Origin of the sequence: Gimesia aquarii (genome assembly GCF_007748195.1) — a bacterium.
In the GTDB taxonomy this organism is placed as follows: domain Bacteria; phylum Planctomycetota; class Planctomycetia; order Planctomycetales; family Planctomycetaceae; genus Gimesia; species Gimesia aquarii.
In genome coordinates this window covers 293,335-318,800 of sequence record NZ_CP037920.1, presented here as the reverse complement: position 1 = coordinate 318,800, position 25,466 = coordinate 293,335, and the positions used below count along the sequence as shown (strand labels likewise).

25 protein-coding genes and 1 pseudogene are annotated in these 25,466 nt (G+C 43.1%); 14 read left to right on the top strand and 12 right to left on the bottom strand.

Annotated elements, in window-relative coordinates:
* Positions 1-90 precede the first annotated feature (90 nt).
* The 3 genes from V144x_RS01370 to V144x_RS01360 are packed head-to-tail and all read left to right on the top strand — an operon-like array spanning position 91 to position 5,069.
* Complete coding sequence (locus tag V144x_RS01370) at positions 91-1,116, top strand: HlyD family secretion protein (RefSeq protein ID WP_144980279.1); 1,026 nt, start codon at positions 91-93, stop codon at positions 1,114-1,116.
* Positions 1,113-3,884, top strand: coding sequence for a ribosome-associated ATPase/putative transporter RbbA (rbbA, locus tag V144x_RS01365; protein WP_144980276.1), 2,772 nt, complete (start codon positions 1,113-1,115; stop codon positions 3,882-3,884). Before V144x_RS01370 ends, rbbA begins: the two co-directional genes overlap by 4 nt.
* A 60-nt stretch (positions 3,885-3,944) precedes the next feature.
* Positions 3,945-5,069 carry an ABC transporter permease gene (locus V144x_RS01360; RefSeq protein WP_144980273.1) on the top strand — a complete coding sequence of 375 codons (1,125 nt, stop codon included), beginning with the start codon at positions 3,945-3,947 and terminating at the stop codon, positions 5,067-5,069.
* Positions 5,070-5,282: 213 nt separating this feature from the next.
* Here V144x_RS01360 and V144x_RS01355 read toward each other — a convergent pair whose 3' ends face one another.
* The gene (locus V144x_RS01355) at positions 5,283-5,522 is read right to left on the bottom strand and encodes a hypothetical protein (protein WP_144980270.1); all 240 of its coding nucleotides are present in this window, start codon (positions 5,520-5,522) and stop codon (positions 5,283-5,285) included.
* 998 nt (positions 5,523-6,520) lie between these two features.
* Here V144x_RS01355 and V144x_RS01350 point away from each other — a divergent pair.
* Positions 6,521-7,054 carry a hypothetical protein gene (locus V144x_RS01350; protein ID WP_144980266.1) on the top strand — a complete coding sequence of 178 codons (534 nt, stop codon included), beginning with the start codon at positions 6,521-6,523 and terminating at the stop codon, positions 7,052-7,054.
* Positions 7,055-7,081: 27 nt separating this feature from the next.
* Here V144x_RS01350 and V144x_RS01345 read toward each other — a convergent pair whose 3' ends face one another.
* From V144x_RS01345 to V144x_RS01320, 6 genes are all read right to left on the bottom strand, one after another.
* Complete coding sequence (locus tag V144x_RS01345; RefSeq protein ID WP_144980262.1) at positions 7,082-7,966, bottom strand: hypothetical protein; 885 nt, start codon at positions 7,964-7,966, stop codon at positions 7,082-7,084.
* 689 nt (positions 7,967-8,655) lie between these two features.
* Positions 8,656-9,147: a hypothetical protein gene (locus V144x_RS01340; protein WP_144980259.1), complete on the bottom strand. Its 492-nt coding sequence runs from the start codon at positions 9,145-9,147 to the stop codon at positions 8,656-8,658.
* A 205-nt stretch (positions 9,148-9,352) separates the two neighbouring features.
* Positions 9,353-10,015: a host-nuclease inhibitor Gam family protein gene (locus V144x_RS01335; protein ID WP_144980256.1), complete on the bottom strand. Its 663-nt coding sequence runs from the start codon at positions 10,013-10,015 to the stop codon at positions 9,353-9,355.
* Entirely contained in the window at positions 9,993-10,535 is a 543-nt protein-coding gene (locus tag V144x_RS01330) for a hypothetical protein (protein WP_144980253.1), read from the bottom strand. Before V144x_RS01330 ends, V144x_RS01335 begins: the two co-directional genes overlap by 23 nt.
* A complete protein-coding gene (locus tag V144x_RS01325; RefSeq protein WP_144980250.1) occupies positions 10,532-10,807 on the bottom strand; it encodes a hypothetical protein in 276 nt (91 codons plus the stop codon). The genes V144x_RS01330 and V144x_RS01325 overlap by 4 nt, the downstream gene beginning before the upstream one ends.
* A 118-nt stretch (positions 10,808-10,925) precedes the next feature.
* On the bottom strand, positions 10,926-11,186 hold the full coding sequence (locus V144x_RS01320; protein ID WP_144980248.1) for a hypothetical protein: 261 nt from the start codon (positions 11,184-11,186) through the stop codon (positions 10,926-10,928).
* A 166-nt stretch (positions 11,187-11,352) separates the two neighbouring features.
* Here V144x_RS01320 and V144x_RS01315 point away from each other — a divergent pair, with 166 nt between their 5' ends.
* On the top strand, positions 11,353-11,550 hold the full coding sequence (locus V144x_RS01315) for a hypothetical protein (protein ID WP_144980245.1): 198 nt from the start codon (positions 11,353-11,355) through the stop codon (positions 11,548-11,550).
* Between the two features lie 506 nt (positions 11,551-12,056).
* Here the strand turns inward: V144x_RS01315 and V144x_RS01310 are convergent.
* The gene (locus V144x_RS01310) at positions 12,057-13,184 is read right to left on the bottom strand and encodes a sugar-binding transcriptional regulator (RefSeq protein WP_144980242.1); all 1,128 of its coding nucleotides are present in this window, start codon (positions 13,182-13,184) and stop codon (positions 12,057-12,059) included.
* Positions 13,185-13,568: 384 nt separating this feature from the next.
* Between V144x_RS01310 and V144x_RS01305 the strand changes: the two genes are divergently transcribed.
* From V144x_RS01305 to V144x_RS01295, 3 genes are all read left to right on the top strand, one after another.
* The gene (locus tag V144x_RS01305; RefSeq protein WP_144980239.1) at positions 13,569-13,919 is read left to right on the top strand and encodes a hypothetical protein; all 351 of its coding nucleotides are present in this window, start codon (positions 13,569-13,571) and stop codon (positions 13,917-13,919) included.
* Positions 13,920-14,233: 314 nt separating this feature from the next.
* A complete protein-coding gene (locus tag V144x_RS01300; protein ID WP_197998713.1) occupies positions 14,234-15,826 on the top strand; it encodes an FGGY-family carbohydrate kinase in 1,593 nt (530 codons plus the stop codon).
* A 23-nt stretch (positions 15,827-15,849) separates the two neighbouring features.
* Positions 15,850-16,953: a DeoR/GlpR transcriptional regulator gene (locus V144x_RS01295; RefSeq protein WP_197998712.1), complete on the top strand. Its 1,104-nt coding sequence runs from the start codon at positions 15,850-15,852 to the stop codon at positions 16,951-16,953.
* Here the strand turns inward: V144x_RS01295 and V144x_RS28595 are convergent.
* The 3 genes and pseudogenes from V144x_RS28595 to V144x_RS01275 all read right to left on the bottom strand — a co-directional run.
* Positions 16,942-17,393: pseudogene (locus V144x_RS28595) on the bottom strand (integrase core domain-containing protein); the annotation flags it as partial. The gene V144x_RS01295 and the pseudogene V144x_RS28595 overlap by 12 nt on opposite strands.
* Before the next feature lie 354 nt (positions 17,394-17,747).
* Entirely contained in the window at positions 17,748-18,575 is an 828-nt protein-coding gene (locus V144x_RS01280; RefSeq protein WP_144980227.1) for a hypothetical protein, read from the bottom strand.
* Between the two features lie 654 nt (positions 18,576-19,229).
* Positions 19,230-19,433: a hypothetical protein gene (locus tag V144x_RS01275; protein WP_144980224.1), complete on the bottom strand. Its 204-nt coding sequence runs from the start codon at positions 19,431-19,433 to the stop codon at positions 19,230-19,232.
* 434 nt (positions 19,434-19,867) lie between these two features.
* Between V144x_RS01275 and V144x_RS01270 the strand changes: the two genes are divergently transcribed.
* Positions 19,868-20,062, top strand: a complete 195-nt coding sequence (locus V144x_RS01270) for a hypothetical protein (RefSeq protein WP_144980222.1) — start codon at positions 19,868-19,870, stop codon at positions 20,060-20,062.
* A gap of 214 nt (positions 20,063-20,276) precedes the next feature.
* Here V144x_RS01270 and V144x_RS01265 read toward each other — a convergent pair whose 3' ends face one another.
* Positions 20,277-20,606, bottom strand: coding sequence for a zinc-ribbon domain containing protein (locus tag V144x_RS01265; protein ID WP_144980219.1), 330 nt, complete (start codon positions 20,604-20,606; stop codon positions 20,277-20,279).
* 349 nt (positions 20,607-20,955) lie between these two features.
* On the opposite strand from V144x_RS01265, the gene V144x_RS01260 reads away from it, so the two are divergent.
* From V144x_RS01260 to V144x_RS01240, 5 genes are all read left to right on the top strand, one after another.
* A complete protein-coding gene (locus V144x_RS01260; RefSeq protein WP_144980216.1) occupies positions 20,956-21,450 on the top strand; it encodes a hypothetical protein in 495 nt (164 codons plus the stop codon).
* 314 nt (positions 21,451-21,764) lie between these two features.
* Positions 21,765-22,256, top strand: coding sequence for a hypothetical protein (locus V144x_RS01255; protein WP_144980213.1), 492 nt, complete (start codon positions 21,765-21,767; stop codon positions 22,254-22,256).
* A gap of 1,099 nt (positions 22,257-23,355) precedes the next feature.
* On the top strand, positions 23,356-23,784 hold the full coding sequence (locus tag V144x_RS01250) for a hypothetical protein (protein WP_144980210.1): 429 nt from the start codon (positions 23,356-23,358) through the stop codon (positions 23,782-23,784).
* Between the two features lie 352 nt (positions 23,785-24,136).
* Complete coding sequence (locus tag V144x_RS01245; protein WP_144980207.1) at positions 24,137-24,553, top strand: hypothetical protein; 417 nt, start codon at positions 24,137-24,139, stop codon at positions 24,551-24,553.
* Positions 24,554-24,614: 61 nt separating this feature from the next.
* Positions 24,615-25,283, top strand: a complete 669-nt coding sequence (locus tag V144x_RS01240) for a hypothetical protein (protein WP_144980204.1) — start codon at positions 24,615-24,617, stop codon at positions 25,281-25,283.
* Positions 25,284-25,466 lie beyond the last annotated feature (183 nt).

The following is a 25,466-nucleotide window of genomic DNA, read 5'->3' as shown; positions in this document are numbered from 1 at the left end:
ATTATAATTTATAGGTAACGATTAGATTTTAAGCTCAATCCTGCACAACACATAAGAGGATTCAGTTTTTTCTATACGGAAGAGAAACCAATGAAAACGATAACTCGTTTATTGGTCTTGGTGGCACTGATTGCTACTTCTTATGGGGGCTGGTTGTGGTGGAAGTCACAACAACCTGAGCCATTACCAAATGGGATCGTTTCTGGCAATGGTCGCGTTGAGGCTGTGCAGGTCGATGTGGCCACGAAGTTTGCGGGTCGAATCGAGGAAGTCTCAGCGAAGGAAGGCGACCTTGTTCAGCCTGGGCAAGTGGTCGCAAGGATGGACACGCGACAATTGGACGCATCGCTGGCTCAAGCCAAAGCGCGACTGGCTGAGGTTCAGCAATCGGTCGATCAAGCAAAAGCTGTTATCACCAAAACGGAAAGTGATATCGCATTCGCCGAGAAGCAAGCTCGTCGAGTAGAGAGGCTATTGAAAGCCAAAGCAGCCTCACAAGCAGAGAATGATACGGCGGTGAATGCACTAGCAGTCGCAAGGGCTACTTTAGGGGCGAATAAAGCCGCTCTGCGAACCCAAGAGTTTGCTGTCAAAGCAGCCGAAGCGCGTGTCTGGGAAATCGAAACGCAAATCACCGATGCCATATTGAAATCACCAACCCGTGGTCGCGTATTGTATCGACTTGCAGAAAAGGGGGAAGTGTTGCCTGCCGGCGGCAAAGTAATGACAATTCTTGATCTAACCGACATCTACATCGAGTTCTACTTGCCGTCACGCTATGCCACACAAACATCGATTGGTGCCGACTCTCGGGTTGTGTTCGATGTCGATGCTCAATATGGATACTCCGAACCCGCTACCATATCTTTTGTTTCGCCGGAAGCTCAGTTTACCCCGAAGCAAGTCGAAACGGCTCAAGAACGTGACAAGCTTATGTTTCGCGTCAAGGCCAAGTTCGATCCCAAACGAGTTGAACCCTATCTTGAATACATTAAAACGGGAATTCGTGGAGTGGCCTATGTAAGGATTCAGCCCAATGTTGAATGGCCAGAATTTTTGAACAAAATCTACCCTGACGATCCCACCGTGCTGCTTGAACAGGTTTTGGAACAATGAACGATTCCAATTCGCCGGTTGTCACGGTCGAGTCTGTAACACATCATTATAAAAAAACTTGCGCCCTCAATGATGTTTCAGTCCGACTGTCGCCCGGTCAGATGGTCGGTTTGATTGGTCCCGACGGTGTGGGCAAGTCAACCCTAATGGGATTGATTTCCGGGGCGAAGATCATTCAAAAAGGCAAGATCCATGTTTTGGGCGGCGACATCGGCAATCGCAGACACCGCCAGGATGTTTGTCCGCAGATCGCGTATATGCCACAAGGATTAGGAAAAAACCTTTATTCAGAACTCAGCGTTTTTGAGAACCTTGATTTTTTTGGGCGGCTCTTTGCGCAACCCTCGGACGAGCGCCGCTATCGAATCGAAAATTTGCTTAAGGCAACCGGGCTCGATCCATTTCCAGATCGGCCTGCGGGCAAGCTCTCGGGTGGTATGAAGCAAAAGCTTGGCCTGTGCTGCGCGCTCATTCATGATCCGGATTTATTGTTGCTGGATGAACCAACTACGGGCGTCGATCCACTTTCGCGACGGCAATTCTGGAAACTCATTGAAGACATTCGCAATAGTCGTCCGGAAATGAGTGTGCTCGTTTCGACTGCTTATATGGAAGAGGCCGATCAGTTCGAGCGATTGATTGCAATGCATAACGGGCAAATTCTTTCGACCGGTTCACCACAAGAATTACGCGAGCAGGCTAACACCGACACACTTGAAGAAGCATTCGTGCAATTACTACCCACAGAAGCGCGAGGCGATGGTCATCGCTTGGAGATTCCACCGCGCAAAACGACCAATGAAACTGTGGCAATCGAGGCTACTGGCCTGACGCGACGGTTCGGAAAGTTTGTCGCCGTCAATAATGTGAGTTTCAAAATCAATCAAGGCGAAATTTTCGGCTTTCTCGGTTCGAACGGTTGTGGCAAGACGACCACGATGAAGATGCTCACAGGACTCTTGCCAGCCAGCGAAGGCCATGCAGAACTGTTTGGCAAACCGATCAAGGCGGGCAGTCTCAAAATGCGAAAACGCGTTGGCTACATGTCTCAGTCTTTTTCGCTATACAGTGAATTGACCGTTTCGCAAAACCTCTGGCTGCATGCCCGACTGTTCCATTTGCCTAAAACTAAGCAAAAGAAGCGTATCGATGAGCTCGTTTCGCAATTCGAACTTAGTGAGTATATGGATCAATTGGCAAGTCAACTTCCTCTGGGTGTTCGTCAGCGACTTTCGTTAGCGGTGGCAGTGATTCATGAACCGGAATTACTGATTCTCGACGAGCCAACCTCGGGCGTCGACCCGGTCGCACGCGACAGCTTTTGGGAATTACTGGTCAAGTTGTCGCGGGAACACCTGGTTACGATCTTCATTTCAACTCACTTCATGAACGAAGCCATGCGATGCGATCGCATATCGTTGATGCACGCTGGCAATGTCCTGGCATATGACGAACCAACTGAATTGGTACGTGCCCAAAATACATCGTCACTTGAGGATGCCTTCATCGAATATATCACTCAAGCGAATGAAGCAAATACAGTCGATTACACAGGGAAAGAAACGCAATCGGAGAGCGATCTTACTCATCCTGTGACCAATGCGCTGGATCATAAAGTACCCCAATATAATGAACGCTCGTTTTTTAGCATACGACGCATGTTGGCATTCAGCTATCGCGAAGGACTCGAAATCAGACGAGATTCAGTACGGCTTGCGTTCGCATTTATTGGTTCGATTGTTTTTATGTTTGTCTTGGGTTATGGCATTTCGACTGATGTGAATGAAGTCAGGTTCGCTATCTTGGATCAGGATCAAAGTCCGGAGAGCACGGCTTACATTCAGGCATTGGTCGGTTCAGGCTATTTCGTTGAGCAGTCTCCTATTCACGGTAAAGACGATATCGAAAGGCAACTCAAAGAAAATCGCATTACCTTGGGAATTGAAATACCTCCCAGTTTTGGTCTCGACCTAAAACGCTCGTCGCAGCCGGAAGTCTCAGCTTGGATCGATGGCGCAGATCCTTCACGAGCTTCCACTATTGAGGGATACGTAGAAGGCGTTCATGCTACCTACCTCAATGAGCATGCTACTGAAACCGGTCGCTCCGAACTGACCACAATACCGTTTCGCATCGAGCAACGGTTCCGATATAACCCAACATTCGAAAGCATTTATGCCATAGTACCCAGTGTGCCTCCTATGTTGTTGATGCTGATTCCTGCAATCCTGATGGCGGTGAGCGTCGTTAAGGAAAAGGAGCTCGGTTCAATTACCAACTTCTATGTCACACCCACTTCGAAACTTGAATTTCTAGTGGGAAAACAACTGCCCTATGTGATCATCGGGATGATCAGTTTTTTTCTGCTGACCTTGATGTCGTACGTTGTATTCCATGTACCGATCAAGGGAAGCCCTCTGACGCTAATGGTCTGTGCGTTCGTGTATATCATTACAACGACAGGAATCGGCTTGGTGATCTCATCTTTTACAACCAGCCAAGTTGCTGCCGTATTTGTGACCACAATCATAACAATGACGCCCACGGTTCAGTTTTCCGGATTAATGCAACCAGTCTCCACTTTAGAAGGGGCGGCCCGAACCATGGGTCTGTTATGGCCCACCACATATTACATGCATGCCAGTGTTGGTGCTTTTACCAAGGGACTTGGCTTGTCTGAATTGTCTGGCAACCTGCTGGTACTATTGATATTTATCCCAGTGTTAACGCTGCTTGCCACCATATCACTCAAAAAACAGGAAAGGTAAAGACTTAATTTCCTGCCTCAAGAAGCAACACGAACGACGACCATATAGAAAAATCCTACTATGCAATCACTGTCTAATATTTTCTGGCTTGGTATCAAGGAGATACGCTCGGTCGCGGGTGACAAAGTACTGATGATCTTCCTGATCTATTCGTTCACTTATGGAGTTTATACAGAGGCGATCGGTAGTTCGGTTGATGTGAATAATGCGTCGGTGGGAATTGTGGACGAGGACCGTTCCACACTCTCTGGCCGAATCGTTAACACGCTTTTTCCGCCGTATTTTCAAGAACCAGAGTATATTAGAGCAGATGAAATCGATGAAACGATGAACAAAAGCCGTTTTATGTTTGTCCTGAACATCCCCCCCAAATTCGAGCGTTATGTCACTGAAGGCCGACCAACGGAAATTCAACTTAACATCGATGCAACTGCTATGGCTCAAGCTGGAGTTGGAGCGAGATATATCAGCGCCTACATCGATCATGAGGTCAGTCGCTACGTCAACGACCATGACCAGGCTCCCGCGTTACCGGTCAATTTATCCATCCGTCGTGCATTCAACCCGAATGGTGACCCTGTTTGGTTTGGTGCACTTGTCGCATTGATGACACCGATTTCAATGTTAACAATGATTTTAACCGGCGCAGCTCTGATACGAGAAAAAGAACATGGCACGATCGAGCATTTACTGGTAATGCCTCTGCGCGCTTTCGAAATCGCTTTAGCGAAAGTCTGGTCGAACAGCCTTCTGATTTTACTTGCTGTATCATTTGCATTAATCGTTGTTATTCGCCATTTGTTAAACGTTCCGATTGCGGGCTCCATTCCACTGTTTCTATCCGGGGTTTCTGTTTATCTCTTCTTTGCCACCGCGCTAGGAATCTTTCTTGGTACGGTCACGAGAACGATGGCTCAATTTTCGATGCTGGTGATCCTTGTAATTTTTGTGATCATGATGCTGTCAGGAGGCCAATCACCAATTGAGAGTCAACCTGAATGGTTGCAGAACATTACCTTCTTCCTACCATCGCGTCACTTCACTGCCTTTGCCGAAGCGATTATCTACCGGGGAGCAGGAGTGGAAATTGTGTGGAAATCTTTCGTGATGATCGCCGTAATAGGATTCATCTTCTTCATGATATCGCTTGGATTATTTCGTCGCACGATTGCGGGTAGCCGGTAAAAGACAAGCTCGAATGCTGCTCGCTGTAGTCAAGATGCAACCAAATTGTCACTTTGTTAGGTAGAACGTTTTCTTGATGAAAGCATGGTTAAAGCGACTACGGTCTTCGGAACAGGAGGGAACAAAACAGGCATCAAAACAATAGAACACTAAGTTTTGTGACTGTTGTCGTTCAGGGGGCAGTTCAATGTGATGGAAGTTTCGAACGTGCGATTATCTCAAGTCGAGTAAGTCAATATCGGTGACATCAGGACCGTTGGCTTTCAATGTAACCAAATCCGAACCGACTCCGGTGAGAAGATTGTTAATCCGCGTCTGATAGCTGGTTCCCGAATTCCATTCTGCAGAGATGGCGTTGAGGGCATCCAGACTCGTTTCGGCACCAATGGAAAACCAATGGGCTATAGATGTTAACCATCCGCTCCCATGCCTGCTGATCATGACGTTTGACACGGTAAAGCAAACTCGATGATGTAAATGCACTTGCTCTAGTATTCAATACAATGGCCCAGTATTTTCACCTCTACTTAATTTATCATCATCTAAATCATGATGGGTATTAGATTTGATTTAAGTTTTCATTGTAGCTTCTTTTGGCGCCGATAGCCCATAGACAAATTTTGACTTCCCTCATTAATCTTTAGAGACTGAAATTTTGTGTCAGGCTGATCTGGAAAATTCTCTCTCATCTAAGCACGATTTCAAGAAAATGTTTGAGTTCTCAGGTCACGTACGGTATTCACTTTCGCGTTTGTTTTCGTTAACAACTACTAAAATGATCTACATTCGTATTTCGTAGAAAAGTGAGCCTTTTTTGTCTTACGTGAAATTAAAACATTTTTTCGGTCAATGAAAATGTAATCAGAAATTGTTATGGGGCGTGATTTTGGGAACTTATAGAGTTAAATGGTAAAGCAATACAAAGCACACCCCACTGTTGCCGCCTGTACTGGAGCAAAAAAATACTTAGAGCTTAATAACCCTAAGTCCTTTAATATCAAACTACCCAAGAGAGGATTCGAACCTCCACGTCCGTTAAGGACACTAGAACCTGAATCACCGCGAGTGTTGTCCAAGAGTCCAATCGGTATATCGATCTCGTATGCTGTTCAGCATGACTACCAGTTGCAAGCGCCATTATGGCATCGGTCCGTTTATATAGCTGGGAGATATCTTACAGAAGCTGCCAACTCAGCCAATCAACCGGCTTGAGAAGTTGTTGCCCGATGTCTGGTCTGCCGAGTATTCATTGGTTTGTAGGAAAAGAGCCGCCTAGCCAGCGATTTTCCTGTAATTTTAACCGAGTTTTATTTACGATCAGGTGATAGATTGCTGACTTCATGGTAGAATAGGGCACAAACTGACACCTCTTTCTTTATAGCTGTAATATATTTTATGTACCGTAGTGTTTACTTATTCCCATATTATAATTTACACAAATAAACGATCACATGAATATTTTGCAAAAAACATCAGCGATCATTTGTTGCACACTACTCTGCAGCTCACTATCACACGCACAGAAACCTCCAACTTCAAAAATCAACGTTTTAGCAATTACAATCAATGAGAATCCGAAAATATTATCACAAGGAATTGAAAAACTCGCACGAGGAACAATTCTGACAATAGTCGACTCACGACCTGACTGGGCATTATTTCAAGCGGAAACCAACAAGGGAACTGTCAAAGGATGGATCCCATTAAATGACATAGAATTCATTTTCGAGATTGAAAACATTGAAAAGACTATCATGGAGATTTGGGTCTATGATTTTGCCGAAACAAAGTGGCTAAAACATTCACCTACTTCATATCCAATGTTTCTGGCGCCGAATGATAAAAAACGCTGGCTACTACCATCAAAGCACGGAACATATGCAGTAATTCTAAAATTGGGTGATGGCTCATCTAAGGAAATCGGCCGCTTTTCTGTTCCATCAAAAAAGAAGATTGTACTGCAACCTGCACCTAAAAAAGCGTAGCTTTCACATAAAAAAGCATTGCGATCATCAATCAATTTCCACAGCGGATGTCACGTCAATATTGCGAAAAAGATTCTGTGAGACCGTCATAGTTCGAGATTTCTTCCATAAAAAATCTTTCCATCCGATATAGAAGTCTTTCTCTGCACTGGCATCTCGGATAACCACGTAATAGTAGCCACCGACAAGATAGTTGAACGGTTTTTCTTCCTGTGATTTGATGTTGGGATGAAAGGACCATTGCTCAAGAATCTTAGGGTCTCCAGTTTCATAAATGTGGGGCCATAAATAGACATCCAAAGGGCGATCTGTAAGATTCTTAATCTTTATTGTTCCAGTTTCCTGTTTAGGACCTTTCGGCGGCTCAGTGACCTGATCCTTTGACAGTTTATTTTCTCGAGATGGTGCATTGGGATAAGTATTGGGAGCAGGAGGAGGATTTTGAGGTGAATCTACATTCACAGACGTATGAGGTTCGACCTTATTGATTTTAGGTATGTCCTTGCTGTGATCAACACTACTATTTTTTGAAGGTTGATGTAATTTACTACTATACTCACTAGCAATGAATAAGCAAACAACAAAAGTGATTGCAAGGATAACCAAGCTCAACACCCTGTATGCAAAGCGTTTTTGCATTTCTTCGCGAATCAGCTTAAATCTTTGCGCACCACTCAAATCTTCGCCCGTAATCTTATAACGAGTTAAGAGTTCGTCTACTAGCTGAGATCGTTTTTCTTCAGGAGATGCTTTGAGTTTACGCTCTTCCTGCTTACCTTTTACAATCTGCCATGTAAGCCATGCAGCAATCGCGAATGCCAACACGCCAATTGGTGTTGATATCTTCGCTGCATACTCAAAAACATTAGATAATAAGACTCTAAAAATCATCTCATCACCTTCAAATGTCATGCAACTACTACTCTGTTCGCGTTTTGGTCGCTGATCGAGAGATTCTTAGAGGGGTAGCTGTCTTGTTGAGGTAAGTCGTTTGATATCAAAATACCCAAGAGAGGATTCGAACCTCCACGTCCGTTAAGGACACTAGAACCTGAATCTAGTCACATGACCCAAATTCACATAAATTCGGACAATCAGTAGATTTGATTTGGATCGCGTCTACTCATTCCTCAAGCTAGTCATTCGGCATAATCTGGATGAACATACCTATATACAATTGGCTATATTCATATCCTGTTTAAACAACGGTTGTCCGTTCGAATTTGAACAGCTTTAATCCATCGTGCTGGATTCCCAGAATGGATCCGGCACGACGGAGCTATCGGGGGGATGGGTCGTACCAGATTGATTTGGCTACATCGTCCTACCAGATTTAAGCAAAAAATAATTATCCGATTTTTTTGAATTCTTTATTATTTTTGGGTTTGAAATTACAGCGAGCGCAGGAAAGAAAGTAAATCCTGCCGTTTTCCGTACGTGATTGTGAGTAGCTGCTCAGTTTTCCCGTGCACAGTTTTTTCGGACAAGGATCTCCACGACGCGGATTTTTATGATTTATCGGACACTTTTTATCGGACTTGTTAATCTGTTCGGCCATTGGCAGCCACCTCCTTCAGTTCAGGGATTGGGAGTTTGAGCGATCATTTTTTTGGTCCCTCTTCGATTTCAGATAACCGCAGCAATGTCTGCTCAATCATTGTTTGCATCTCTTTCACTTTTGACTGGCACTTTTTGCAGAGATGCCGCCGCATCTCTTTTGGTAGTGTCAACATCTGGTCGCGGGCTTCGATCACACATTCCGCGGCAAACAACTCGTATTCTTCCCGACTGATCAGCTTCTCATTTGCGATTAAATCTTTACGCTCCAGGTCCTTTCGCTTCAATTTCTCTTGGAGCAGCTTCTCTTTTTTGAGTTCTTCGTTGAGCTTTTGGGATTCTCTGTCTGCTTTCTCATCGCGATAAGATGCCACCCACGCATCACACTCAGAAACATCGAAAACTCTCTTTCGTTGAGTTCCGCTAACCGGAAGTCCTTTTTTGATCCAGTTCTGAATCGTCTTGTCGCTAACGTCCCATCGTTCGGCAGCAGCAGTAAATCCAATGACACATTTGACCGGCTCCGTTTTTTTCACTGGAGCTTGTTTTTTAGGTGTTTTTTTCGTTTTTGAGGTGGTGCTTTTTGAAGTGGCTCTTTTGGGCGATCGCTTTGCTGATTTTTTGCCCATCAATTTAATAGGAAGAAGAAGAAGTGACTTAAAATTGCGTTTTGAGACAAAAAAAGTGCGATTATGGAACCGCGCGCGGCACCGGGCCCCCTTGGGAGGACCCGAGAATTTTTCAGCCAGGCTTGTATTCAGCTGGCTTGATCGTCAGCTGCTCTTTACCTGGGGAATATTTCAATCCCAATTGTTTCAGATGATTTGCATTCAAACGTTTTTCTTCGAACGCTTTTTTGATCCTGGAAACACTGAGCTTTGGTTTGAGCTCGACCACTTCGGAAAGTAAGCGCGCCTCTTTGTTCTTGCCAAAGATACAAATCGACATCAACCAGGCTGTGATCTGTTCGATCAACGTTGACTGCATCAGCTTATCTAATAGACTGAGGCTGTCCATTTCTTTCAGGCCTGATCGATACTCAACCTTGGCTGGTTGATCTTTGAAACTCACCGAACCATGTGGAAACGATTTGGTTTTCTTCTTGCCTTCCATCAAACTCGATCGATTCGCTTTACAATACGCATTCACTCGCTCGTTGAGCTGTTCTCGCCGGTTTTCAATCGTGACAGGATCTTGGTCATCAATCAACACATATTTGCGCTGTTCCGATTCCTGTTTGAGTTTCTCGATATACCTGGTGCAAGTCGCATTCACCGACTGCTCAAAGGCGTTCAGAAATGAGAGCTCATTTAAAGCCTTGTCGAGATCTTCATCCGTCTGAATGAGGGGATCCGCTCCCAGCAATTCCGCAGTGGGTCGATCATTGGCGGTGAGGCTTTTCACGTTTGAGTCCTTTCAACAACTTGAAACCAAGATAAATCAGCGCCATCAAAGCAATAAAGACCGCAAAAACAGTCCCACTGTTTGATTTTGACGGGTCCTCGTTCATTCGATCCGGGCCGCTTGTATCTTCCGGAACCTCGTACAACGGATCCGGTTTCGGCGCGATGATTTCGACGACTTCTGGATCGGGTTCCTGAACGGGGAGCGTTTCGACTTTCTCAATCATCTCGAGTGCATCTTCGGCCAGAAGCCCGGCAACGGCCGGTACTGGTGTTTTTTCCAATACCTCATCGACACGATCCGCAGCGCCCTGGATCGGTTTCCGGATCCTTTCCATGGGCCGAACTCGTTTTGATGGGGGATCGTAATAGGGTCGATACTGTTGCTTTTGATCGTCTGAATGACAACCAGGCAATGTAAATAAAAGAACCAGGAAAGCGAGAATCCAGTGAACCAACATCGAAATGGAATCTAACACTTTGGATTCCGGTCGGTTTGGATCCGAATCAATGGCCCTCATTCTTGGTTACTCCCGTAAGGTCCCTTTTGCCAATAGGGAGCATACTCGTTAAAAAGAGAATCCGAAAAAAGCCATCCGTCATAGGGAGCTGGCTCACCTTGATCGAGCATGTCCGGAACCATCTTGTCTGGTACGGCGATCACTTTGGGTTCCGATTTGGGTTTCAAACGATCAAGGACTTTACAGCCGTTTGTTGTCATCCCGAACACGACCACGAGTACGCATACGGTGAAACTGCGACTGAACCGCCTGTTCGTCTCGACAGGTCGCATTGTTTTGAATCCTTTCCACTTCTTCCAGACGCTCGTTTTCGTTGCTGTGTTTTTTCCTGGTCCAGAAAAGCAACAGCTCCAAAAGGGCCGCGATGATTCTTAAAAGACCGCCCATTGATCACTTATCTAAAGATTGACGTGGATCGTGATACCGCTCCCTGGTTGGTTCGATTTCTCCCAATTCCATTTGAAGGGGCGCACTCTTTTCTAATTTGTGACCAATCCCGACGAGGCCGAAGGCGGCCAGTAATAGCTTGATTGCTTCAGCTGTCTCAATTTCACCAAGCAGCATCCCACTGAGGGAAAAAATAACGGTAAGAAACGCAGTAAGATACGTTTTATTACCATCAAGCGCTTTGAGAGGGAGTTTGTCGAGCATCGATCCGGCTTCCTTGCCATGCTAGGAAATGATATAAAAGCGGTATTGCTTCCCTGCGCTACCGCTCTGAAATATACCGTCGCTTCTCCGCTCCATGGTTCGGCTCCGGCTTTTCGATTGCGTTTTAATTAAGGATGGTACAACTCGCAAAAGTCAAGGGCAGATTATGAAGAGAAACAGCAAGATTGTTCAAGTAGAACTCAATACTGAGGAGTGGTTGCCGTTAAGTCGTTATGCAGCCAAAGAGAAACGATCCATTCGCGGAATCGCAAAAGAGCAATTGATGCCGTTGATCCAGGAAGCCAAACGGAAGTTTCCGCGACAATCGATTAACGCATCCTCACCGATCGACGATGTTAATTAATTGTTCGCGACTTCCGGACTTGCGGTCGTTTAAGGCCTTTAGTTGAGTTAAACTGGTGACACTTTCACTAGGCGTTAATTTCAAACATGTTCAACAAAATTAGGATGTGAAGAATGATTTTAGGGATAAGCTGATCGGATAATTTAGACATAAAATAAAGTATAAACAAGAAATGAATAAGAACTCCTAAAATCGAAGGACAATCAGAATGAAAATGTCATAATAGTGACTATGTCTTCGACTCCATAGTTCTATTCACCTTCACTCCGTTTTCTGATCCAGAGAAATTACAAGATATTTTATTATCTGATATATTTGCAGGAGAACTCAGACAGCATTAAAAAAAGGAGTTATTTGAAAGAGCACATTGTATTTGAATCGTAGCACTAGAAATCCCGTACAGTGCTTTCTCAGATCGTCATGAAGATGAAGACGCGGAAAAATTTTTACCTTTAGAAGAATAAGCATAGAAAGTGGGCAGCTTTGTAAGTTGAGTCGACAAATGCTTATCCGAGGGCCATCGTCTTGTGGAGTTTGTCAGCTGTTTCATGGTCCGTTATCAAGACATTACAGTATTGAGTCGCACCAGCAATCGCGGCATGAATCGGATCCACTTTGTCACGTTCAGGTGCATTGCGTGCTACCAATATTACTTTTTTTGTCTTTTGACTACTAATCTGCCCTAAGACGTCGAGAGAAACAGCACTATAGAACTGGTACTCTGAGTCGTTTTTGCTCAATTGCCGATGCTCACCTACTCGTGTTACTGGGCAATATGCAATATCACCTACTATGTGTTGGACATTTCGCAGATAGTCAATATTAACCTTATAATATGAACAATAATCTCTAAACAGCGAGTCACAAATTGTTCCAACACCAGTTATTATTACATCAAGCTGCGACTCCGAAGGTACTTCACTTGATATTTGTTCGCCACGAAGCTCTAGTGACCGTCGTAATCGCTCTGGATTCGTATACATTAAAACATTTCGGGTTTGCGGCCGAATATCACTATTAGTCCGCTCGTCAAGAGTTTGTAATAATTCTGTTGATAGCCCAAATGCCTCAATTTTTGCACCTGTTGAACACTCATCTGCGAATTTTCGGGCAAGCTGAAATGCCAGAACATTCGCATTTCCACTAAGTTCCGTGAACCCACTCGTCTGAGAGACATTCAGAGCAAACACATTTACTCTAGGGGGAAACCTTTCACGACGCAGGTACTTACTCCAATCTAGCGAGCACAAGCTATCTACTACGCCACCAGTAGTACGACCGCTTACAATTCCAACATTTAAAACCGGATCGGCCTCACGTTGCGTAAGAACATCATCCAGTTCACGTAGGAAAACCGTAGCTGCACCTTTGAAGAAGAATCGGTGATCGTCAGCTCGTAAAACATGATACCGAGGGCCTGGCCAATTCTCGTTCAATTTGTCTCTCAGTGACCGTACTTCTGGAGTTTGGATCGTGATTGCTCCCTCTAGATACGCCAATCGTATGGTATCTCGTAGCTTTGCAGGCTTGATCCCCATTTCTTGCGCAATTTTTGGGAGAGTTGTTCGGTTCTGGAGATAGTCTTGAAATTTACTTAACAGTAAATCAATTGAGACTTCCTGTTTGTCACACATGATCAATTTCTCAGATTTTTCAAATAAATTTATAACTGCATCTAAAATGCACTAACTATGTCAATTTGTCACTCAAATAAACACTGACATTCGAGAATCACTCGTTGCTTCTAGATTCATCGAAAATGGAAGTGGATCTGATTTCCCCTAATTGCATAGATATCTCTCAAAATCAATAAGCAAATAGTGACTGATTCTAACAAGTCACTACTCTCCATCACAAACAATTCAAGATAATCAGTGAAATAAAAACTCGTAAATGCGAAAATATAATCCGTAAGTGAATTCAGTGAAACAACTTATGACATTGACATTCACTGTTGTAGGAATATTATTTTGTCAATGTTTGAAGTTTTTAGATTCAAGAGATGAAGGAGAAACGAGATGTCGCAAAACAAATCGAAGAGGCGCGTTGGTAGGGTCATTTACCAAAAATTACATTACGGTGAACTAATTGAAGTTACTGCGAACTTTTTTAACGATGATTCATTTGAATTTTTAAGTCAAGACAAATGGGAGATACGTGCCTACCCTTATAAGCCGAATGAACAGGAAGTTACCTACGCAAAGAAACTTCTCAATATTGTGATGAGTGATTCACCAAACGCTCACTATGTGACACATATTGATAATATTGATGAGCAAAACCACATTGCTTTACCCGACGTTCTCAAAAAAACAGATAAGGATAAGCATAAAAGTCGCAAGAAATATGTATTTCGTAACTGCAGCTAGATGACACCCCAAACGCGCATGAAAATAAACGAATCTAATACACTATCAACTTACTGACTACTGGGATGCTAAATCTTCCCAGTAGTCAGTAAGTTATACAGGTTAGATACTTCTCTGAAAAAAATAGAACCACATTAATTTTATATGTAAAAGCTTATACTTAATAGTCACTTATATCGAGTGTAGGCACTCTAAAACTATTCGATAATCCGCACAAATTACTCATCCTTTGTTAATTGCGAATAAGTGACATTTTGTCTATCATTTAGGAAACAATAAATATGTTATTTTGGTCTTCCACAGGTACTAGTCAGATGGATGAAGCTATCTTAGCAATCGACTGCGGTACAAGCGGTATCAAGTCGACATTGTTGGTTAAAAACCGAAGTAACGACACTATTATTCCTCTACCGTCAATAAAGACACAAATCCCAACCACAGCCGGGGCCTCACGCCTAGTTCGAGAATGGGAACCAGAAAATTTTCTCGGTCATATTAGTGATCATATTTTTGAGGAAGTAATCCGTGCTGATAAGGAGCAAGTACAAATTGTCGCTATCGCTCCAACAACAACCACATCAAGTCTGTTAGCTATCAAGAACAACAGAATATGTCAGCTTCCCAAACCAATGAGATGGGACGATCGACAGGCACTTGAAGAGGCTGCACTTCTCGAAGATTTTCGTAAATCAGCCAAGACGTGTGAGTGGATGAATCCGATCTCTGCTGATTCTGGTATTGCGAAGGCAGTATTTTTATTGAGAACACATCACAAACAGCTGCAGGATGAAAACCTTTTTGTACTTGAGCAATGGTCATTCTTAAACTGGTGGCTCTCAAGAAACATCATTCAGTCTGAGTCTATAGTGTCACGCAAATGGGGTTATTCCAGAATGATGCCTTGGAATAAAACATTCACTAATCTGATCACCAAGGAATTGCAACAATATCTCAAAGTAATGACTCCAAAAAATTTGGACATTTTGTCATGGCTCAAAAACAAGATGTTGATAGGTAATATAACGAGTGCTGGAGACGATATCGGCACGATATACTACCGAGTTTCAACCGCATTTGGCTTACCTAATAACGTTCGTATTTTCTCAGTTCCTTATGATGCATGCGCTCAAGTTATTGGCCTGGGATTATTAAACAGAACCAACAACATCGCCGTAGCATTAGGAACTTCGCTTGGTGTGACGGCCACTGTAAAAAACTCCAAACGCCTGAAAGTGACACCTGCTGGTCCTATTCCTGACACTCCGATACCTGGTATGCAGATGCTGTTTGATGGGTTTGCATCATGCGGTAGTGCGATAGAATACGTTTTCGAACAACACAACATATTAGATCTCAATGGAAAGCCTGATTTAAAGTTCGTTGACGAAGCCATTGGTCGGATCAAACCTGGAGCTAACGGTTTTGAGATGCTGCCGTTAATCAACGGCGGAAGACGAACCTTACCAGATGATCCTTCAGAAGATGGGGGTAAGTATTCGGGTTTCCGTATAGGAATTGGAAATGATGAATACGTGAAAGGTTTGTTCGAAGCTTTTGGTTACTTGGTACGTACAATCATAGAGGATTTCGAGAAGGTATCTGATGTGGCATTCGATACTATTCTAGCGGGTGGAGGGCCAGCGAAGAGCAAGCAGTTTATGCAATTGTTATCTAATATTACTAATCGGAACGTAAGTGTGAATGACTTTGCAGATAGCAGTCTAGTGGGCTGTGGCATATGCGCAGCAGCCGGGTTAAGGTGGTTTGATTCAGTTGAAGAAGCAAGCAAGAAAATGCAGCAGTCGGGAATGACGTTTAAGCCGCAACAGCATGTCATAGAAACCTATAACGAACTATATGCCAAATATTCACAGCGATTTAAAAAACACCTTAGATGGAATATTTAAGTCCCACATCGAAAGGCCAGTGGATGTCAATGAAAAAATCACTAAAAAAGAAGGTTCCGGTGAGTCGTCGAAAAACACTGCGACACTTGGACGTAACCAGCACTAATATCTCCGGTGTTGTTCTGGAAGTCATCAGAGAAAATTCGAAACGGTCTGGCTTGAAAATTGACACCATCAGTGACCTGATCAGGAATTTGCTCGGTTATAAAGTAGACCGTGAAGTTATTATTAACTCGATTCAGCACCTGATACCTTTGGTAGATCTCGAAGGCCAGCGTGTCTACCCCTCGGCAGAACTGTTACGATCAAAGGATACCTCATTTTTTGATACTAGGAAAAGTACCTCAAGACGAGCGAAGCGAGCGGTAGCGAAGCACATTCACGATAACATGATGAGTACTCTTGGAGCTGTCTTTCTTGATGGTGGAAGCGCATGCGAAGCAGTTGCGGAAGAGATGGCCCGCGGAGAGCAAAGCCAGTTTACCGTAATGACGAACAATCGAAAGGCTGTCAAAGCATTTATGACAAATGATAAGATTCGTATCCACCTTACAGGTGGGATTTATAAATCTGATGATGAGACATTTGTCGGACAGGAAGCAGTATTCGATACTCGGAAATTCAATGTAAAACATGCTATAATTGGAGTTTCAGGACTTACTCCGACACATGTATTTAATCACGATATTCTCGGTGAAGAGTATATAAAGAAGCAGTATTGGCAGATTCCCGCTGAATGGCTTATCGTACCAGCAAATCTTAGAAAGTTTGAAGGAAAGGATGCTTCCTGCTTTGGAGTACTCTGTCACGCGGAAACGACCCACGTTGAAACGGGTGGTGATGTGTACGAGTCGATGGATGAAGCAATTGAGAATAAGCGTAAAGCTTGGTGGAACGATAAATACGGTGGAGATAGCACTGAAGAATCAGAAATTCCACGTTTCAAGGCTGAAGCATGTATAATTGTAATTGAGCCAGAATGGATGATCGATGAAGAGTTTGAGAAAGAAGAGAAGGAACTCCGTGATGTTCTGATGTCCAAAGTAGAAGAAATCAATAGCAATAGTCGAGCTACACGAGTGTGCGTAGTATTTTCGGATGTTAAACGTAAAGACCTAAAACGTTAGTGATGTTCTGATCTGCACCCGAGAATGACACCATTCACACAACTTCGCTTCAGGTACAGGTGCTCTGTAACCCAGAGAACTGTGCGGCCTGATGGAATTATAATCTACTCTCCAACGTTCGATCAGAACCTTGGCTTCTCATAACGTATCGAAGATCTCTGCACTGAGCAATTTATCCCTCAGCTTTCCGTTGAAAGTTCGATGTAGTTGTTTTTCCAGTGACTACCCGGTTCAATAAATAAGGTCTTGACTTCCACTCTTTGAAGCCAGTTACGAACCCGCTCTGCTGTAAATTCGGGTCCATTGTCACTGCGAAGATAGTCTGGAACTCCACGAAGCACAAACAAGTCACTAAGACGTTCCAGAACATTTTCACTGTTTAACATCCTGTCCACATCAATGCTCAGGCACTCCCTGGTATGTTCATCAAGCAAGGTCAATGTAATTTATGCAGCATGCTACTCTAGATTCTCCAAACAAGAAGTTTGAATTGAAAACATTTCAAGTTGGAATACTAGATCAAAATGCGGATGCAATTCATTTTGAAGCAACACTTTACATCCCGCCTGAACGCTGACCAGAGAATTGTGTGCTGCAATGCAAAGCGGAGAGCACCTTCTTACATCGCTAATGACATAGAAGCAATCAAAAATTTAAGCTACTGATCTGTATATTGAAATTGTACAAAAAACGGATGGACTTGAATCATAAGTAATAACATCCAGACGAAGTCCCGATTTGTAAATGATAGAAACCTCGTTGAATGTCGCTCAGTAGTGCATGATTGTTACTTACTATTTATATCGAGTTTTAGGAATAAAGGGAGCACTGCTTTGTTTGCGTCTTTCTAACTGTGAGTTAAGAAGGTGAAAGGCAGGGCGCATTATCACATCAATCTCATCAATAGTTGGTGGCGCGATTTCACTTAATTCCTTTGGTGTTTCACCATTTTTAGGGAGCAATTCTATGGGAAGATCCCCAGGATAGTCTTTGAGAAACCGAGTTAGATTGTTACCCTGCTTCAGTGCATCACACCAGAAGATCTGAGGTTGTGCGTAGTGCATGGTTGCTGCAAAATCTATCTGTTTGTCGACAAGGGTCAAAAACCGGAGTATATCTACTAATCGTTCGTGTGCAACCATGAATTTTCGATCTCTCAACGCAGCCACATGTTCCTCGTGCAATCGCTTGAATTGAAATTCCGCAACTTCAAGTGCCTGAATGCGTGGCAGGAGAGATTCGTCATTCTTTTCTTCAAGTTTCTCTTTCTCGTGCTTCCATTCTTTGAGAATAACCTCGGCTTTGACAGTCAGTGTTTCGATGAATTCATCAAGGGACGCTTCGGCCTTATCGCTTCCGATGCTTGCAGTCTTTTCTGGCTCGTTACTTGAGGTCTTATCTGGCTCGATGGTCCGTTTTGGAGCCCATAATACAAGAGCAGTTAAGATCACAGTTGCAGTAGCAAGAATGAAAAGGATGATTATTGGAGCAACCCACTTTTGAGGTACTTTGGGAAAGTCCCAATTGAAAGTGCGAAACAACATGTAAAATACACCAAGTGCTAAACCAGGAACTCCAAGGCTAACTACGAGCTGCCAGAATGTGAATGAGGGCATTTGCATGTAATAGTTTCCTAATGGCTAATTTGTCACTCAATTGTATTTTCTTGTTCATAAATGAAGCTGATTAGTAACAAAAACGTGCGAAATGACTGGTGATGGTTAGATATAATACAATGAACACTGTACATGGTACCCAGAGTGCATTAATTTTCAAGATGTCTCCTATAGCTTCGTAGCTCTTCTTGCTTTATCGTTTTGGTTCACTTTTGTTTGACTTTGGAAACTAAATAATCTCGCATTCTCAAAGCCATATATAGTTTTTAACGCAAAATGACCGATAAATTACCCTTCCCCCAGACATGTTTAAAATGTATTTCTTTTTAGCATATTGAGAAAAAACTATTATCTCCCCCTATCTGCGTTTGACTTGTGATATCGTTTTTCTTACTGGTTTTTTCGATTTTGAGGTGTTTGTGGGGAATTGGCTTTTGTGGACGATCGCTTTGTTGATTTTTTGCCCATCAATTTAATAGGAAGAAGAAGAAGTGACTTAAAAATTCGTTTTGAGACGAAAAAATTGCGATTAGGGAACCGCGCGCGACCCCGGGCCCCCCACAGGAGGACCCGAGATTTTTTCAGCCAGGCTTGTACTCGGCAGGCTGATCTTTAAAGCTTACCGAACTGTGTGGAAACGATTCGGTTTTCTTCTCTCCCTCAATCAAAACCATTATTTTGTTGTTCAGATTCCTGTTCGAGTTGCTCGATGTACCTCGTGCAAGTTTCGTTGGTCGACTGATCAAACTCGTCCAGGTATGACAGCTCATTCAAAGCCTTGTCGAGATCTTCATCAGACTGAACGATGGGATCAGCTCCCGGTAATTTATCAGCTGGTCGATCATTTGAGCTGTGGCTTTTCATATTTGATTCCTTTCAACAATTTCAATCCGAGATAGATCAGAGTAAATAAGGCAACGAAGACAACGAAATCTGTTTCCGTTGAGGCCCCTCTTGCCAATGTGAAGCGTACTCATTAAAGAAAAGAGCGATCCGTTATAGGGAGCTGGCGCACCTTGATCGATCATGTCCGGAATCCACGTAGGGAAAATACAATTGTCAGAAATGCAGTGGGATAGGTTGTCTTACCATCAAGCGGTTTGAGAGGGAGTTTATTCGAGCATTGATTCGGCTTCCTTGCCTGATTAAGAAATGATATAAAGAGCGGTAATGCATCCATGCCCTACCGCTCTCTGAAAATGACTGGCGTTTCATGCGATCCATCATTCTACACCAGTTTCTTTTCGCAGTTACAATTTCGCATTAACTCGTTTAAAAAAGTCAAGGGCAGTTGGATTATGAGAAGAAAAAAGACAATTACGATCGAGCTTGATCGGGATGACTGGTGGCCGCTATGTCGTTACGCGGCAAAAGAGAAGATCTCGATTCGAGGGCTCGCAAGAAAAACGTTGATGCCATTGATCGACGATTTGAAAAGACGGTATCCACGGCAACCAGTCAACGAATCCCCGTCGATCGACGATGTTCATTAATTGTACATTGATTTCGTCAAAAACGATCACATTTGGCCCTGAGAGACTTCAATTTGGGTGTAAATGAAATCGTATCCCGTAATTGGGGCCACCCATTAATGATAAGTGTCTGGTAAATACGCATTTACCGGACACTTGCTGTTTCATGATGTCTGGGTAACTGTCATTACCCAGACATTTATTTTGTTTTTTGTCTCACTACTATTCAGTGAACTTAATCACAAGAACCTGATTTTCTAGCCTTGCGACATGCATGACATTCAACAGCTCTTGCATCAATATGTCCCTTAGCTTCTTCATAGTACCACTTTTGGTCTTTGGCCTTCCAAATTTCGCGTTTGCCACACTTACGACATGTAAATGGTTGGTCTAAATAAAATTCGGGAAGACGACCATAAGTGTTTATATGAGACAGTTTTTTATGGTCAGCAGGTACTGCTGATGGATGATCCTTTTGTTTACCCGGACGGAGCTTCAGAATCCTTTCAGCTTCACAAAACTCTTCCTCTGTCGGATTTCGACCCGTATCAATGTTTTTACACATCTTCTAGGCTACCTTGTGATTATATTGATTGACACTTCCAATAATTCTGTCATGGTTTTATATTTTGCTCGATACGATAAATCGTACTAAGCGGATACTTTCTGTCAACAGATTGTGTCGAACAACCAATGAATATTGATGCTGACGTTGAAGAGAGTGTCCGGGTAACGCCTATTACCAGGACAACGTGCACAAAGTTGTTTGGAAATGTTTTTAGCGTCTGGTACCATATCTCAACAAGGCTCGGTTAAGCACGCTTTCGTACCTGGTCAACATTCTATTTGATAAAGAGCGTGCTGGTAACAATAAATTATGTCGAAAGACTGACACTTTATTTGGATTACCGAACGTGCATCAATTGCCAGAAATTGCCAATCTGCCTCTCCAGCCTTTACAGGTTCCCGGCGGCTGGCACATCATCATCAATCATTTCTACGAACTCGATCCTGATGATGACCTTGCGGGTCGTCAATTCCTTCACCTTGATCCAGCAACGATTACCGATCCTTGGAGCGACGTGCTCTTCTATTACTTCGATCACTCATCGCTCTGGCAGTCCACTCGAAACGACGGTCGCTATCACATCGATGTTGAGTGGTCACCGATGGGTAAACGTGATGGTCAGTTCATCATCCGACTTTATCACGCGCAACCGGTCATCTTTTCACATCCACCAAAACGGACTATTAAACAAAAACGTGATAACATCCAAATCTCTTATGAACTAAACCCACCTGTCACTTGGCCAGATTCGCCTGAACGGGTATTTGAATCACGTGACCGTAAACAAATCGTCTCAACACTAAATCAATGGCTTGGGGAATGCTCTCGAGTTTGGTCGTGAACTCAAAACCCAAAATACACTTTAAAGAGATTCTATTCGAAATAGTGTCAGGGAAATGAGAGTGATCCAGATATTTTCTTTTGTGAGATCAAATAATGTCCGGGTAATATAAATTACCCGGACATTATTTGAGGAAAGAATGATGAAACTCAGTGTCTAAGATTTATGTGAAATCATTTCTTTGTTCATTTCAACATCCTCAATCTTCTCTTGATAATTCATCTCTGATTAAACAAAATTTCATTAGTTCTACTGTTACTAGGTTATACTGAAATGATTCTGTCTAATTCAAGTTTTGCAGCAAAGGGAAATCAATGAGCACTAAATACTCAAGCGAGATCGACGCTACTCCCGAATATGTTCTCTCGGTATTGCAAGACGAACATCGCCAGATTGTTCAAGTCGACGATGCGTGCGATCCTGATATCGACCTCACATTTGATTCAACCGTTGCAGACTGGCGGGACGCCATGGATTACCTTCATGCAAAACAACTTGGTCGTGGCCTCAATGTGTCATGGGCATTGTCTCTACCCGACGCCGCATGGCGGAATGTTCTCACTCCAGAACGGGAAAAAACACTTCGAGACGTCACACTACGCGCACGCAACTTCAGCCTCTACAGATCGCAGGCACGTCATGTCTTCCGGGCGCTGCATTCCTTGCAATCAAAGATTGTCTTGCTGCGGACAACGTTGATGTCAGCGCTATTGCCCCTTCGACGTCCCTTGACGAATATACCCGCCATCATTGGCAAACCTTTATACTTCGAATCTCTCGTCTGTCGCCTGGTGCACTTCCTCTAGCCTCCGTGCAGTCTTACGCACATGACGCGAATCACGCAATTGGATGTCTTGCGGTATTCACTCTTGCTCTTGGTCTATTCGCTGGTAGGTTCACATCGATTGTTCTGGCTATTGGTTTCACTCTGCAGTTGTTAGCATTGATGCATGGTAACTGCATCCGTAAATGTCCTCTCGATGTAGCAAAATTCGGTGAGCTTCGCACGTTTCGCGATCTGTCCCTGTGCATCGCCAAGAGCGCTGGCAAACAAAGTGAAGCAGCGGAGTTATGAGCCGCATTTAGGAATGCCTATAAAACATTGTAGTGAAGAGGAACATTACCCGCGATGTTATTTATGTGCACTTCGTCTGCTCTCTCCAAACTAAAAAGTGTCCGGTAAATGATGATTACCCGAACACTTTAATGCGCGGCCTTGTTTTACAGAGTGTCCTGTAAAGGGTAATTTACCGGACAAAAACTTAATCTGCTGGGGGAAGTCCCACAAAAAACGTTAGAAATAATATGAGCGAAAGCACAATAACTGAAAATGCCCCACAAAATTTTCCGAATATGTTGCCGAATCGCAAAGCACCAATGCCAAAGCCGAAACTGAGGGAAAACAGGATAGTCGCTAGCCAATAAGCTATTCCAATTTTATCTCTCAGTGCAATGGGCAGGTAAAGTTCGTATTTATCTGTCAGTACAATGAACAGACAGAGTAACGAGACCAAGCCCTCAATGTTTCCTAGTAGACATTTCCAATTGAATGTTTTTTTTGTCATATTTCAGACTTTGTGTCGGCACTTTGAAAAGAAACATTTCAACGGATTCACAGTATTAATTTTACAGATGTAAATTGATTTGGCAAATAAGTGTCCGGTAAACCGTAAGTTCCCAGACATTCTTTAATTGCAGCAAGGGGGAAGATATTGTCCTAGTAACAATATTATTTGGGTATTGATGTTTCTTGAGGCCTCAGACGTTTTAAAACCCCACTGCTCAAACAGTGAGTACAAGACTACATTGTGACAATTGATAAAAGTCAGAATCCCTGATAGATTTGGATAGCATCAAATCTTGTTCTATCAATAGTTATACGGTTATCTCGAATCTTTCGCATATATGAAGACACACCTTCACGTCCTTGTTCCTACATCAACGACACTGCTTGGCATTGTTGACGCAATGGAAGCAATTCTCGCTCCATACCGCCTAAAACATGACGACACCAGCCAGCCAAACTGGCAATTTGATTACTTATGCTTGTTTGAAGCGACTTTAAGATGCGATGAAACTGATGCCGAACTTCCTTCGGAGATGCATCATTACGCGGGTTACATTTCCCGCGTGGATCGTTTGCGTGCTGACGTTTCAGCCGCTGCCATAGTGACACCAGACGGCGTATGGCACGATATCCATGATTTCGGTTACAGCATGATGAATGCTGCCGAATCAAACGCTGCTGCTCAAAAGAAATGGAGCAGTTATTATAGGCAATTGCTGGAAAATAACCCTGACTGTTGGGTTATCGAGACATGGGCACATTCGTAGCGAGACTGATTAAAACTTTGAAATGTGTCGAATGCAGACTTGTTAAGACATGCTCTTTAAATCAATGTCCGGGTAACGCTAATTACCCGGACATTGATGTTATTATTTTACTTGGCATGGTCGTGTTAAAACCCATTGTTTAAATGAATTAGGCATATTTTGATTCTCGAGATTAGGCTTTCATTCACATTAAGCTCAAATTTCGATAATAATTTGTAGTAGTGTAAGCTCTTCAAAAAACGAACGTGCCTCGGTATCATTTCTGACCGGATAGTTAAAGAGGGTCTTAGGTAGAACCGTTTATGCAGGATTCATAACCAAACAGTGCCCACTATTTCTGCGGAAATCCATTATGTCTCTCGACAAAACGATGATTGTGACCGAGCTTGCCCGCGATGACAAAACTGAGCCCATCTGGTCTAATGTCGGTCTACATAGATGCGATTTTCGCCCTCATTTCGATGGCGACCTGTTGAACTTCTTTACAACGACATATCCACTCGATTCAATAAAAGAGACTGCCTCACTGTTTAAAGGCATTGCACTCAAAACTGCAAAATGGATACTGGAAAACAGAAACCACTTTTCGTCTGGCGACTGTTTCCAAATCATAGTAGGCTGGCCACTAGATGTTCGTCCAACCGGTAGACAGGTAATAAAAACTGGGGGAACATTTGAGGATATTCATCGACTCGTGGATAATCGTGATTTGATTACAATCCGCGACGGATGGGACACCGATGTCTTTGACGAAAAAAAGGTGGAATAACAAAAAATGCACGGAGTCGCGAACCTGTGATATTAACGACAAATTTAAGGATAAGCATTGTGTGAATACGCTAGAACAAGAGATTTGTGAAAGTAGAATAGAGCTAGATAAATGGCTGCGTGAGATTTATGGTGACTCATATGGCAATTTCCATGGCGAAAATGACATTGGGTATGATCACTGGGATCGGATTGAAAAACTTCTCAAAAAAGTATTTGAGAGCGAAAACCATCACGCCCTCGCAGATTCTTGTCTAGACGACATTCTCTTTCTTATTTCTCGTAGTGACGAAGGGGGACGTATCATTGCATGGCTTCACCCAAATGTTAAACCTTTATCTCATATTGCGGATCTAACAATCGAAAATTTCATTGTGTTGTGCAAGCACGCGATTAAATCTGGAGAAGATTTTTGTGATTATCAGCTAGCCTACTGCTTTCATAAATTTGATTCTCTATCCAAAGATTTGGAAGAGCTACTGATTGGCTTATTCAAAAAGGATGCTGTTTACACTAAAAGACTTGCGCTGGAATCGTTAGCTAAACATCGGGTTCCGAATTTGGAAAATTATATTACTGAGCTTTGGGCTACAAATGATGAATGGGCTGGCTTAAATTGTTTAGATGCACTTAAAGTTAGTGGTTGCAATGATGAGCTATTCAATAAATACAGAGAAAAACTATTGAAGAGCAATGATGAGCATATTAGAACAAATGCAGAATCAATTTAACAAATCACTGTTTGCTAGGAATAAACTTAAGCTACAGTATGCCCCAGATCGCGGCGTTTTCTCACCATTTTTCGTTAAGTCTACACTTATGTATTGACGCGAACAACGAACGTTTTAATAGATATTCTTCATTTTATCGTCCGGGTAACGGAACATTTACCGGACACTGAAGAAAGTGATCTT